12 protein-coding genes are annotated in these 13,925 nt (G+C 42.0%); 4 read left to right on the top strand and 8 right to left on the bottom strand.

Annotation, left to right across the window (positions count from 1 at the left end):
- Positions 1-417: IS1595 family transposase (locus JMX75_RS02965; RefSeq protein WP_201530899.1), on the bottom strand; the 417-nt coding region annotated here is incomplete at its 3' end.
- Positions 418-542: 125 nt separating this feature from the next.
- Positions 543-2,252, bottom strand: coding sequence for an NAD+ synthase (locus tag JMX75_RS02960; protein ID WP_201530898.1), 1,710 nt, complete (start codon positions 2,250-2,252; stop codon positions 543-545).
- A 777-nt stretch (positions 2,253-3,029) separates the two neighbouring features.
- Here JMX75_RS02960 and JMX75_RS02955 point away from each other — a divergent pair.
- The 3 genes from JMX75_RS02955 to epmA all read left to right on the top strand — a co-directional run bounded on the left by JMX75_RS02955 (position 3,030) and on the right by epmA (position 6,497).
- The gene (locus JMX75_RS02955; RefSeq protein ID WP_201530897.1) at positions 3,030-4,169 is read left to right on the top strand and encodes an AI-2E family transporter; all 1,140 of its coding nucleotides are present in this window, start codon (positions 3,030-3,032) and stop codon (positions 4,167-4,169) included.
- 105 nt (positions 4,170-4,274) lie between these two features.
- Positions 4,275-5,435, top strand: a complete 1,161-nt coding sequence (locus JMX75_RS02950; protein WP_201530895.1) for a 4-phosphoerythronate dehydrogenase — start codon at positions 4,275-4,277, stop codon at positions 5,433-5,435.
- A 39-nt stretch (positions 5,436-5,474) separates the two neighbouring features.
- Entirely contained in the window at positions 5,475-6,497 is a 1,023-nt protein-coding gene (epmA, locus tag JMX75_RS02945) for an EF-P lysine aminoacylase EpmA (protein WP_201530894.1), read from the top strand.
- Between the two features lie 301 nt (positions 6,498-6,798).
- Here epmA and JMX75_RS02940 read toward each other — a convergent pair whose 3' ends face one another.
- The 6 genes from JMX75_RS02940 to JMX75_RS02915 form a co-directional block, all read right to left on the bottom strand.
- Entirely contained in the window at positions 6,799-7,437 is a 639-nt protein-coding gene (locus tag JMX75_RS02940; RefSeq protein WP_201530893.1) for an NAD(P)H-binding protein, read from the bottom strand.
- 207 nt (positions 7,438-7,644) lie between these two features.
- Complete coding sequence (locus JMX75_RS02935) at positions 7,645-8,094, bottom strand: YaiI/YqxD family protein (RefSeq protein WP_201530891.1); 450 nt, start codon at positions 8,092-8,094, stop codon at positions 7,645-7,647.
- Entirely contained in the window at positions 8,094-9,449 is a 1,356-nt protein-coding gene (locus JMX75_RS02930; RefSeq protein WP_201530889.1) for a 5-(carboxyamino)imidazole ribonucleotide synthase, read from the bottom strand. The genes JMX75_RS02935 and JMX75_RS02930 overlap by 1 nt, the downstream gene beginning before the upstream one ends.
- A gap of 223 nt (positions 9,450-9,672) precedes the next feature.
- Positions 9,673-10,233: a 5-(carboxyamino)imidazole ribonucleotide mutase gene (gene purE, locus JMX75_RS02925; protein ID WP_181209508.1), complete on the bottom strand. Its 561-nt coding sequence runs from the start codon at positions 10,231-10,233 to the stop codon at positions 9,673-9,675.
- Between the two features lie 130 nt (positions 10,234-10,363).
- Positions 10,364-11,308 carry a metallophosphoesterase gene (locus JMX75_RS02920; protein WP_201530887.1) on the bottom strand — a complete coding sequence of 315 codons (945 nt, stop codon included), beginning with the start codon at positions 11,306-11,308 and terminating at the stop codon, positions 10,364-10,366.
- A 113-nt stretch (positions 11,309-11,421) separates the two neighbouring features.
- Positions 11,422-12,030, bottom strand: a complete 609-nt coding sequence (locus tag JMX75_RS02915) for a rhomboid family intramembrane serine protease (protein WP_201530885.1) — start codon at positions 12,028-12,030, stop codon at positions 11,422-11,424.
- 320 nt (positions 12,031-12,350) lie between these two features.
- Between JMX75_RS02915 and JMX75_RS02910 the strand changes: the two genes are divergently transcribed.
- Positions 12,351-13,868: a hypothetical protein gene (locus JMX75_RS02910; protein ID WP_201530883.1), complete on the top strand. Its 1,518-nt coding sequence runs from the start codon at positions 12,351-12,353 to the stop codon at positions 13,866-13,868.
- Positions 13,869-13,925: the final 57 nt, after the last annotated feature.

The raw sequence follows: 13,925 nt of genomic DNA, 5'->3' as shown, positions 1-13,925 counted from the left end.
GCTCACATCAAGGGCGTTATAACTTCTGAATGAGTCAGTATAGACAATGCTATCAGGCTTTACTTTCTCTCTTATAATAGGGATTAAGGTCTCAGCTCTGGCATTAGGAATAATACAAGCGTAGACGTTACCATTGCGCTTAAGCAGTCCGAAAACAGGAACTTTGTTACCAGCACCGCGACCACGTTTGCCTTTGCGTCTGCCGCCAAAGTAGCTCTCATCAACTTCTATTTCGCCTTCTAGAAGACCAGGTTCCTGACTGTTTTCATAAATCAGTAGTCTAAGACGATGAAAGTAATAGCTAGATGTTGTTTTATTAACACCCACTAGGCTTGCTGCTGTTCTTGCGGTAGAACCAGCAACAAATAGTTTAATGAGTCTGGTTTGTTTGTACCAACCTAATCTACTCTTTCTCATATGGCTATCCTAGATTATTTTACTTATCTAGGACAGCCCCTTTTATTATATTAGATAAAAACTTAAATTTATCAGGCCTTTAAAAAATGGCTCTAAAAGGTTTTTGATGAATTCAGTATCAAGGCTTAGCCTTTTATTGACCATTTATTGACGAGCGGATAACGGCGCTCACGACCAAAGGCTTTATGGCTAATCTTAGTACCAATTGGTGCCTGCGAGCGCTTGTATTCACTATTGTCGACCATTTGGATAACCTTGGCGACCAAATCAGCATCAAAGCCTTTATTAATAATATCTTGATAGCCCATATCTTCATCGATATATGACATTAAGATACCGTCTAAAACATCATAATCAGGCAAGCTGTCTTGGTCTTTTTGATCAGGACGTAGCTCAGCAGATGGTGGACGAGTAATAACGCGCTCAGGAATAACAGGCGTATCTTCTAAACGGTTACGATAGCTGGCCAATTTGTAAACTTGTGATTTATACACGTCTTTTAAAACGTCAAAACCGCCTGCCATATCGCCATATAAGGTCGAATAGCCAACAGCTAGCTCTGATTTATTACCAGTCGTAATGACCAAATGCCCAAATTTATTAGACAATGCCATAAGTACCACACCGCGTGCACGTGCTTGGATGTTCTCTTCGGTGGTATCAGCAGGCGACTTGTTGAATAGTGGCGCAAGCGTATGACGGATACCTTCGACCGCATCAAAGATAGGACAAACGGTATAAGAGACATTGAGACGGCGTGCTTGGGCTTGCGCGTCCTCTAAACTGATTTGCGAGGTATATTCGTAAGGCATCATGACTGCATAGACCTTGTCAGCACCCAGTGCGTCGACCGCGATACATAGTGTCAATGCTGAATCAATACCGCCTGATAAACCAACGATGATGCCAGTAAACCCTGAAAGATTGACATAATCGCGTAAGCCTACGACCAATGCTTGGTACATCTCTGATTCACGGCTTAATGATAAAGGTGCCTTTGCTTGTGTATCAAATTTTGCTGTTTTTACATCAAAGCTTGCCAGTAGTAACTGATTCATAAAGCGTGAGGCTTCATGTGCGACGCTGCCGTCTGCTTGAATGGCCATAGAGCCACCGTCAAATACCAAATCATCTTGACCGCCAACGGCATTAAGATAAACGATAGGTAAGTTGTTTTCACGGCTACGCTTGGCCAGCATTGTTTTGCGAGTATCTTGTTTTTCGATCTCAAATGGTGAAGCGTTTAAGCTCACAATAAGGTCAGCGCCTTGCTTTTTGAGCTCGGCAATAGGACCTTTTTCCCATAAATCTTCACAGATCAGCAGACCAATGGTGATACCTTTATAATCAAATAAGACTTGATTACGTCCTTTATCAAAGTAACGGCGCTCATCAAATACGCCATAGTTTGGCAAAATTTGCTTATGATAAAAGCCTTTTTGATGACCGTTATGCAAGATAGCGGCTGAATTAAAGGTGCCATGATGATCAACATGCGGATAGCCAACAATCATGACGATATCATCGATGTCGCTTAGGGTAGACAACGCGCTTTTGATACGTCCTGAAAGACTAGGACGTAGCAACAAATCTTGCGGCGGATAGCCCAATAAGGCCAGCTCTGGGAAAATAATGACATCAGCACCTTGCTCGCGTGCTTGCAGTGCTAGGGTGCGCATTTTTTCAGCATTGGCTTTGATATCGCCAACTAAGAAGTGGGATTGGGCTAGGGCAAACGTAACGCTATCTTGCGATTTTGAAGCTTGGTTGCCCTTATTGGAAGCGGTAAGGTTGGGGTTATCGGTATCGGTATCTTTTGCAGTGTCTTTTGACATTGTTATTGTTCCTATCAATAGGTTATTTAAATCTGTTATATATTTCTTGGTTTCAAATAAAACCAAATGAAAATATGTTTCCGAAAACGACTCAAAATATGTATTTAAAATCATTTACTCAAAATAAGATGCTTAAATAGTGCATCAATATCATGAGCATCAAACATGTATAGGCATGAATGTCATGCAAATGTGCCCTCTCAATTTATGCAGAACTTCTCTAAAAATAATGCTAAATACCATCTAGAGTAAGATCACAGACGAGAGGTGTTTTATAGACGCTAAGGGCTTACCTCAATGAAAGTAATAAAGCCAAACCAACAGAGCGTCATTTAAAAGCGTAAATCAATCCCTTTAGTATAACATCAATTGATGTTACTAATAGAACCAGCCAGTGATTTAGCCCTTTAGATGGTAGATATAAAAGTGCTTAAAAAGCGCATATTGATGATGTTTTTGTTAAGATAATTATGTTCCATAGGTTTTAGCAATCAACATCAATGACGATACAGCCACTGACAAATTTGCTCCCAAGAAAGTTGTAAGTAAAGGTTACAACATAGCGTTATTTATTTGGATAATCTTGTTGCATAATAGTTTTTTGCTGTTAGCCTAATTAACCTTATAAAAGCAGATATTTTATCCAAATCTGTACTGCTCAAAATCTTCGCTAATGGATGAAAATTACAAACATAATCTGTGATTTAAACAACCCATTTATATATTTTATAGTAGAACCGTATTAGGTTTCTGCTGGTCACCTTTGGTTTGCACGCTATGATTGAAAACTGGACAAAAGAATTTATTATTCAGCGTTTGCTGGCAATCACCTTATTGGTCGTGCTGTTTGTGCTGTGTTTTCAAGTGGTGCAGTTTTTTATTGTACCGGCACTGTGGGCAGCGATTTTGGCGTATGTGACTTTTCCTATTTATAACTTTTTTCATCAAAGAGTCAGATTTAGCTCAAATTTTAGTGCAGCGATTATGACCGTCAGTATTACTTTGATGATAGGCGTGCCCTTGGTAGCCGGTATTTTTATCTTACAGCAAGAAGCGTTAAGCCTGATCAGTAATTTGGTCTATCGTATTAAAGTGGGTTATCTGGACGTGCCTGATTCTGTTAAAGATTTGCCGATAATAGGACAGCAGGTCAAAGATGTGCTTTGGCGCATCAATAAAAACCCTGAAGGGACGCTAGAGGCTTTTCGTCTTTGGGTACAGTCGCATCTGTACTACGGAAAAATTGCCTTTGACGTCGTGTTCAGCAGTCTTGCCAAACTTGGTATGGCGCTTATGACGTTGTTCTTCTTTTATCGCGATGGCACCAGTTTGGTTCGCCAAATTCGACAAGCGCTGCGTAATATTATCGGTAATCGTATCGACGGTTATATTGACTCTGTCGGTACTACCACGCGTGCGGTGGTTTACGGTATCGGTCTGACAGCATTAGCACAGGCATTGCTTGCTGGTATCGGCTATTATTTTGCCAGTGCACCGAGTCCTATTTTAATGACAATTGTAACGTTTATCATTGCTCTCATTCCATTTGGTACGCCATTTGTTTGGGGCGGTGTCTCACTTTGGTTATTGAGCCAAGGTCATACGGTTGAAGGTATCGGCTTAGCACTGTGGGGTATTTTAGTGATTAGCTGGGTTGATAACCTTATTCGTCCGATTGTTATTAGCGGTGCGACCAAAATTCCTTTTATTATTATCTTTATTGGGGTGTTGGGCGGTCTGACGGCTTTTGGTTTTGTGGGTTTATTTATTGGTCCTGTGGTACTAGCAATCGGACTTGCGGTATGGCGTGAATGGATATCACAGCATAAAAATGATCTGTTTGCCCAACAAGAAGAGCTGGATCAAGGTAAAAGTTTGATTAAAGTGGATCAGCCGAGCCAAGAGACACTTTTATAAGCGCGTTTATAGTAAAGCAATCATCTAAAGCGCTTAAAGTCATATATAAGATTATCCAGATTCAATGAAACGGTAGCGAATACGATGAAAAACAAGGTAGATACGATGAAAAATCTCACTATTGTGGCTGATAGTAATATCGCAAGCCTTGATGAGTTCTTTAATCCTGTAGCGCTGGGTCAAAATACTGAGCAACAGGTGCAGGTCATACGTGTTGCTGGTCGTGATATCAATGCACAATTAATGGCAGATGTGCAGCCTGACGTTTTGTTGATACGCTCTGTCACTTCAATAAATGAATCACTATTAAGTGATAATAATAGCGTCAAATTCGTTGGTTCTGCGACCATTGGTACTGACCATGTCGATCAAGAATATTTGGCAGAACGCAATATTACCTTCGCCAATGCCGCTGGCTGTAGCAAGCATTCAGTCGCACAATACGTAGTGACTGCTATATTAACTTTACGCCCACAGTATTGGCAGCAATCCACGAAGCCATTAACATTGGGTATCATCGGACTTGGTAATATCGGTAGTACGCTAGCTCAGTATGCCAATGATTTAGGCTGGAAAATATTGGGTTATGACCCTTTATTAGCCACATCTGATATCAATAACGCTAGTCTTGAGCAGGTATTGAGCCAAAGCGACATAGTAAGTTTACATGTCCCTTTAACGGATAAAAAAGATACGGATGTGCAAGATGCAGTTAGCAACAGCATTAGCAATAATGTCAGCGACTATCCAACGCATCATTTAATTAATGCAGAAACTTTGACACTGATGTCGCCGCATACTATGCTGATTAATAGTGCGCGCGGACCTGTGATTGATGCCGCTGCCCTCGAAGCCGATATCAATGCGACTGAACGCCAAGTGGTATTGGATGTGTTTGAACATGAGCCGCAGATTTCTGAGAGTTTGCTCTCTAAGCTTGCTATTGCCACTCCACATATTGCTGGTTATACCTTAGAAGGCAAGCTGCGTGGCACACAAATTATTTATGATGCCTTATGTGAAAAATTGGCAGTACTACCTGTATTATCGATGCATCAGTTACTACCACTCAATACTTATCTATGGTTTGAGCTAAAAGAACACCCAGACAGATTGCAAAAGTTTTATGACATTAAAAAAGACGATGGGGCATTAAGAAATAAAGTAACCAACGGTAAAGTTAAAGGTTCAGATTTTGATCAATTACGCCGTGATTACCATCTGCGCCGTGAATGGCAAGCACAAACAATCAGTGTGACTATTTAATTATCTGTTTTTATGATTTATGAGGCACTATAACCAGTCATGAATAAAGCCAATAATCAGTCTTTATCTAATCTAAGCTATGCCCCAACGATGACCCTTGCAATGGCACAGCAGCGTGCGAAATTAATGAGTGTCATTCGTCAGTTTTTTGCCATACGTCAAGTATTAGAAGTGCAGACGCCGCTATTATCGCAAGCAGGCAATACCGATACCTTTTTGCAATCCGTAGCCGCACAGGTCACGTATCAAGACAAGCCTTATACTTATTATCTGCATACGTCACCTGAATTTGCCATGAAGCGTTTGCTTGCCAGCTGGCAGGTGCCCATTTATCAAATCTGTCCAGTCTTTCGAGATAATGAGATCGGGGCGCGGCACAATATTGAATTCACGATGCTTGAATGGTATCAGCCAAATTATAGTCTGGATGATCTAGCAGCAGAGCTTGGTGAGCTATTGGAAGCGCTCTATGGTCATCCGATAATCATGAGTCATTATCGCTACGTTGATGCTTTTATGGATTTTGTTGGTATTCACCCGCTGACCGCCAGTCTAGCAGCATTACAAGCCGTGGCAGAAGACAAAGGTCTGATAGGATTTGATTTTAATAGTGCAGAGAGCTGCGATAGCGAACAAGACCGTCGTCAAAGCTGGCTGGATTTATTGTTTAGCCATGCTGTTGAGCCAAATTTGGGTCACGATTTGCCGACGTTGGTGATTGAATATCCGCCTGCAACTGCCGCTTTGGCAAAGACCGCTGTTGATAAAGAAGGTAATAAAGTTGCCAAACGCTTTGAGCTGTATATCAAAGGAATCGAGATTGCCAACGCTTATGATGAGCTAGCAGACGGGCAGGCGTTAAGAGAGCGGTTTGAACAGGACAACCAATTGAGAGCGCGGCATAACTTGCCACAAATGCCTATTGATGAGCACTTAATAGCAGCGTCTGATGATTTGATACCTTGTAGCGGGATTGCTGTTGGTTTAGATAGGCTGCTGATGGTGTTGACAGATGCAACGAGCTTAGAAGAAGTTATCTCATTTCCTAGTGGTTCGGCTTAGTCGCTCTTTGATAGATTCAACATAGTCGCCACTTATTTAACAAGACTATTAGAAAAAAGCGAGTAAGCCTTTTGACTTACTCGCTTTTTTGTCTGTCCTTTTATTTAGAGCTAACTAGGGCGTGTCCTCAATTCAATTGATCATATCTAAACGGGCTAAAAATGGCTAAATTTTGCCAAACATCGTTAAATAGCTGGTTAATATCCCGATATTATCTGCGCTATTTTCCTCGTTTGACTGCAATTTATCTCATTTTTATCACCATTTTTGAAATGAGGACACGCCCTAGTACGGGGCGCCATTATAATTTTGCAATAGCCTCAGCAATGTTTGTATCACCATTATGCATACTAAATACGGTGTTAATGCTATTGTCTGCATTAAGTACAGCAGCTAGCGTAGTTGCGACATCTTCGATTGAGTTCTCACCGGAATTATCATCATTGATGGTAATTTTTCCAGTGGCAGTTCGCTCTTTTAACGCTCCTGCTTGTACGATGGTGTAATCCAGACTGCTATTATGGATTAACCACTGATCGGCGTAATGCTTGCAGATATAGTATTCTTTTAAATTTTCAATAGCTGAACTGTCCCATTTACTGGTGTCTAACGAAAAGACGGTACTTAGCATAATATAGCGTTTGATACCTTTATCTTGTACGGCTTGCATGGTCTTAACCGCCCCATGTAAATCGACTTCTAACACATCTTTACCACCAGAACCGGCGACGAAATAGACAGCATCGATATCTTGATCAATTTGCTGTTGAATTGCATCCTTGTTTGCAGTGATATCCAAATCTAATTGGCTATAATTATTATCTTGAAATAACTTTTCTTCTTGACGGGTGGTACCGATCACTTGATGGTTATCTGCTAATAGTTGCTTAACCAAATCAGTACCCACTCGACCACTTGCGCCAATTACTAAAATCTTCATAATCATTCCTGTTTTTATTCATGTTATCGTCGTTTGAAAAACGGATTTCTTTACACATCGAATATAGCGTAACAAGAAAAATCGGCACGCTTCGTTATGAAGCGTGCCGATTGCATAGTGTTTGGTTATAGAGTGTATACGGTTTGCAAGGAAGCAAAACGCGTATAATGATTTTGAAATAATAGAGAGAACGTTATTTATAAAAGATTAGCGTACCAATTTATTTAGCCCATCAGCAAAGGCTTTTTTATCACGATCGCCATAAGGTTTTTGTCCGCTCATTTCTTGCAGCTCAAGCACGCCAGTACCACGCATGGTGTCCATAAAATCACGCATATTGAGCTTCTGCTTGATATTGTTTTTGTCATAGATTACGCCGCGTGTCGTCAGTACCATGCCACCTTTGTCCAAAATATCATTGGCCAAAGGGATGTCACTGGTAATTGCCAAATCACCCGGCTGAATCTGCTCAACGATATAATCATCGGCTTTATCAAAGCCAGAGGGCACGACAGTCATCGTAAGCAGCGGCGATTTACGCAGCTTGATTGGCTGATTGGCGACAAATATTGCCATCGTCTGTGTGCGCTCAGCGGTCTTAATAATCAGGTCTTTGGCGATCAAAGGCACTGAATCTGCATCTACCCAAATCTGCATTATTTCTTAGCCTTCTCTACTTTAGAGTTGGTTGACTCAAAATTTTGTTGCTCATTATCATCATTTGCTAAGTTTTCTCTATTTTCAGCGTCAGCCTTTACTTTAGCAGTCGTTAAGCTATCTTCTGCCGTTGCCGGATTATTAATGGGTGTTACCTTTTTATCAAGACCGACTTTATTAGGCAGTACAGCGACCAGCCTTGCCAATGCAGGCTCTAAGTCTGCCACATCATTTGGCATCAAGGTAATATGGGCAATTTTACGGTCATCGCGCTCCGCTTTATGATAGCTGTGATAATGCACGCCATCAATATTGAGCACTGAACTGATATCAGGATATTGCCCCAAGACGTTAATCATAATTGCTGGATAGACGTTGTCAGTATCGCCTAGTGGCAGATTGACTACGGCACGAATATGATTCTCAAATTGGCTAGTGACAGCACCTTCAATACTCCAATGACCAGAATTGTGCACGCGTGGCGCTATTTCGTTGGCAAGTAGAGTATCATTGCCACGAGCATCTTTGGTCACAAATAGCTCAAGCGCCATCACACCAACATAGCCCAAATGGTTCATGACGTTGGTAATAGCATCGGTCGCTTGTTTGAATAAATGACTGGTACCAATAGCTGGTGCTTGGGTCTTGGCCAAGATACCCTGATGATGATGGTTTTCGACCAAATCATAACAGCGTACCTGACCGTTTTGACCTCGTGCGGCGATGATAGAAAGCTCACGACTAAAGTGAATAAAACCTTCAGCAATCAATGGCGCTGGCGTTTGCGTCAGTGAGCCTTTACCCGTAACTGCATCCTTTAGTTCTTGCCAAGCTGCTTTGATATCGCTGTCTTGTCTAATCACAAACTGACCTTTGCCATCATAACCGCCTCGGCTAGTTTTTAGGACAATAGGCAATCCAAGAGCATTACAAGCTTGCTGTAATTCCGCCTCTGAGCTAACGGACACAAAGGGTACCGTTGCGATATCAAGCGTATTAAACATCTGCTTTTCTTTTAAGCGATCTTGCGCAATATCTAGGGCAATCGTTGGCGGGAACATGCCTTGTTTGCTGCCAGATTTTGATAGATTTGCTAGTTGCTGAACGGTAGCAGTTGGGGTATTTTCAAACTCCAAAGTGAAGACGTCAGCTGCTTCAATAAAGGCGTCTAATTGCTCGCTGCTAAAAACGCGTCCATATAGACTGGCCGGACAGTCAGCGCTGTCTTCCAAAAACACACAGTGATAGCCCAATGGCATAGCCGCTTGTGCCAGCATCATGCCAAGCTGACCACCGCCTAAAATACCGATGGTGCGGATGGTTTGAGTAACAGGATAAGCGTTCGCTATGGTCATGGCAGGCTCTTTGATTCAGATAAACAAGGGGTTAAATGCTTCAATATATGAAAATATAAATGCATATGGGTATAAAAGTCTAACGAGTTAAAATAGGAAAAGGTGCATTGTATGCACCTTATATTTAGTAAAACTTATCTAAAAATAAATATCAAGTAAATCCGCTTATATTTAAAATGCACGATAAATATAATAATTATTTTCCAGTCGCTTAAGTTAAATACTAAGTATTAATAATACCGGGCGTTGGACTGGCAAGAATGGTGTCAGTTTGCGCTTGACGCATATTATCCAGCTTAGTTGCAATCGACTCATCATGTAATGCCAACACTTGAATCGCAAGCAGTGCCGCATTATAAGCACCTGCTGAGCCAATAGCTAATGTGCCAACTGCCACGCCTTTGGGCATCTGAACGATAGACAGTAAGCTGTCCCAACCACTCAGCATAGAGGATTTTACAGGGACACCAAAGACAGGTAGCGGCGTTTGACTGGCACACATACCGGGCAGATGAGCTGCTCCGCCAGCGCCAGCGATAATCACTTGCAAGCCGTTGCCTTTTGCGCTTTTAGCATAATCGAATAATCTATCAGGCGTACGATGTGCTGAAACCACTTCACATTCAAAGGCGATATCAAAGTCTGCAAGCAATTGTGCTGCTGCGCTCATGGTTGCCCAATCAGACTGCGAACCCATGATAATGCCAACTTTAGGTTGACCAACAGGGGAGGTGATAGGTGCGTTCTGATCAGTAGCGTTAACCGTCGCTGAGATGATGCTCATGCTTTGATATCCTCAAAAAGACCATCATACAAAAATTTTGCTGTATTCGTAAAGCCAAGTTTGCGCTTTAATGCCAAATCACGCATATAAAACATCATACATCTCAAAGATAGCCAAGTATGCGAGCCTCTTAGTCATGATGATATTGTATAAAACGACTGGTCTTTAACGGTAAAGGCTGCTCACTATCGAGCTGATAACAGGTCAGATAACCGCTATCGATGGCTGCCGAATAATCGGTACAGACCACTTGTGGACTGAGCGGCTCAGGCTCGCCCGTTAGCCAGTAATGTCCGACAAATACAGGTTTGTGGGTTTTCAGAGTGAAGTCAATATTTTCAGCCAATACATCTTTAGGAATTTGTGCCAATGCCGATAAAGGTGCGCGCGCTACTTCATGCAGACTGCGTGTATTTAATTGATCAAGCCACCAGCGTACTCGTACGCGCGTGCGCTTGGTGCCTTCTTTATCGACCATCACTAAGCCTTTAGGCAGCGGCGTTTCAACGCCTTTTAATACGCGCTCTAACGCATCAAATTCTACAGTATCTTCTCTAGAGGTCGAGATCAGCCCATAGACTGTCAGGCAATTACTCTCTGTCAATAACGGCTGCAATATCGCCATGCTGTCGACATCCCAACAAGCATGTACAAAGCAGGCATAGTCGGTTTCAAGCCACAAAGGAATCTCATATAGGCGTCGTAGCCAATATTCATGTGTCTCTGAACCACAGGGTACTTCTGCCAAAAAAGCCTCATGCTGGCGGGTATGTATCTCATTATGTGAGCGCAGATATTGACTAGTATCATCAGGATCGAGGGTGGCAAAGGCGAGAGCATTATATTCATGATTGCCCATCACCGCATCAGCGACATCGGCATCGAGCATAGCAAAAACGATTTCTAATGTCGCTACCTGCTGTGAGCCGCGATCAATCAAATCCCCAATAAATAGCGCACGATGACCAGAAGGCGGCACAAAGTACTGACCATTATGGACATAACCCAATTGCTGTAACAATCCAACCAGTTTGTCTGCATAGCCGTGAATATCGCCGATAACATCTATAATCATAATAAATTTTCAAATCTTAAATATAAAAGGGCGTAAAAAGCGGTTTTATGAAAATAATAGCCACTGTTATCCGCGTTTACTTGATTCGTTACTGCTATTTTCAGTCAATTTTTTCAAAACCCAGGTGACAACAGCGCATTTAGAAAATGTGGTAGTACTTTTGGCTCTAAAATGATGGTGGCTATCACCCCAAATGCGCCACCCCACATATGGGCCATATGATTGATGTTTGAGCCGCCGCGTTTATCAGAATAGATACTGTAAGCGACGTAGGCTACTGCAAATAAGATAGCGGGAATAGGGATGATCGCAAACAGATAGATTTTTTCCCAAGGAGCAAGCAATATAAACGCAAACAATACAGCAGAGACACCGCCTGATGCGCCAAGGCTTAAATAGCTGGCACTTTGCTTATGCTTAATATAACTTGGAATCATCGCAACAATAATAGCCAGTACATAGAAAAGCAGAAAGCCATAACCGAACAAAAACTTCTGGTATAAGCCTTCAATGGCACGACCAAAAAAGTATAAAGTGAACATATTAAAGAGCAAGTGCATGCTATCAGCATGGATAAATCCATGAGTCACAAAGCGATCCCATTGACCATTGTTCACTGCTGGGGGATAAAAAATCAGTCGATTAAACACTGCTTTGTTTTGCCACGCCAATAGACTGACAATAACCGTAATAATAATGATAAGCGTCGTCTGGTTAAACAAAGGATAGTCCTTAGGTTGGGTCTGATAGATAGCAGTGATAAGTAAGGCAATACTTATAACATAGGTTGTGTTGGTTATTGTCATCCAAATATGAATAATAAACAGTTACGTATTCATCTTAATAATAGTAGCAGCGATTATCATGCAAAAACCAATATGGGACAAAATTGTGCTTTAATGCTTGTTTATATTGAATAATATAACATCGTACGAGTGACAGTGAGTAATGCTTCGTATACTGACAGTAACGACTGATGCTATGACCAATCAAAATATATCGACTATATATGTAACATTAACGCTGACAGAGGCAGTAACTTATGAGTATCATCGATCAACTAGAGCAAACGGTGACCCCAGCTATATTGGGTAACAATGGTAGCGTCTCCCATGTCAGCTTACTGGAACAATTTTATGCGATTTTGGCATCGCGTTTGGCATTGCCACATATTTACTCACAGTTATTGCGTATTGATGCCACTGTTATCACTGAAAATGTCGCACAACCGCCATTATTTGAGCAACTTTGGCACACCGCAAGCTTACGTCGGTTGATGATTCAAGAGCTGGCATCGACCCATCATATTGATGAGTTTACGACGATGCAGCTGCTAATGAATGCCGCGCCACTGGCCTATCAAGAGTTAAAAATACTGGCTAATGGACAATTTTTGCCAGCCTTTTTGCAAGGTGAACAAGCCTCATTGCGCCCTTATTTGCCGATATGGTCCGCACCTATCATTGGCGCGCCGCAGCATACTGATGATGAGCTGTTTCAGAGCCAGAGAATATTGGCAGGGACTGTGATACCAGCTGTTGCTTTGAATAACTACAAGCCCGCCGCTGTCGATATTATCGCTTCACCGAGTTTCACAGCAGAATCGCCGATACCAACTTTAGATGAGCGTCTCAGCACTGATTCGATTCATGTCAGTCCAGCAGAGCATCATTTGGCAGAAAATAGCAGCCTACGCCGCGAAAAAACACGTACCCGTAATCAACGTAATGATATGTTGCTATGGACATTTGTATTACTAGGGGCAGTGACCGCTATTGGACTTGTGTGGGCATTATTGATCAAGCCAAATGACACGCTGCCAGTAGAAGCTGCGGTGACAGCGCCAGTTGTCGTACCGCCTGTGATTGAACCGCCAGTACAAGTGGTAACGCCAATTGAGCTCATAGTTGGGGTGGATAACAATGGCAGTCTTTATACTTGTAGTGGGTCAGTGGGCGATGTCGCGCTACAAAGCCTATTACAACAGGCGCTCAATACTAGCTTTGGTGAGCAGGCAAGGATGTGTCAGTTAACTGTCAAAGAAGGCGTTGCAAGCAGCGTTGCCAATATGCCAATAGAGGTATTACCTAATGTGCTAACATTATTGAGAGCAGCGCCGTTTGCGCGCTTACAATTACAGAATGATCGCATCACGGTAGAGGCGCCAGATGCTATGCAGCTACAGCGCTTAATGACAGATATGCGTACATTGCTACCATCGATGATGATTGAGAGTACTGCGCCACTACCATTACCTAGCAACCCTAATGATATGAATAATGGTATCGTGGAGCAACAAGGTATGGCGACCAATAATTTTAATAATCAATTTGAGAATGCGCCTGTCAATAACAATGCTAACAACAGCGCTAATAATGTGGAATATCAAGCACCAGACGATGAGACCAACGATAGTGTGATGCCAGCACCTGTCAGAAATAATAATACTAATAATTTTAATAGCGCGCCTTCAGGTTCAAATGGCTCTATCTCTTTATCTGAAGTTGATGACATGGCAAACAATGTCATTGTGGTTGAACCTGCTCAAGTCAGAAGATAAGTCACTATCATTTTTAAAGACTATAAAACGTTAAAAAGTGCCTTATATTTTATAAGG

It is taken from the genome of Psychrobacter sp. LFX-11D (genome assembly GCF_904846475.1).
Lineage (GTDB): Bacteria > Pseudomonadota > Gammaproteobacteria > Pseudomonadales > Moraxellaceae > Psychrobacter > Psychrobacter cryohalolentis.
This window is presented reverse-complemented; position numbering and strand designations above follow the sequence as displayed.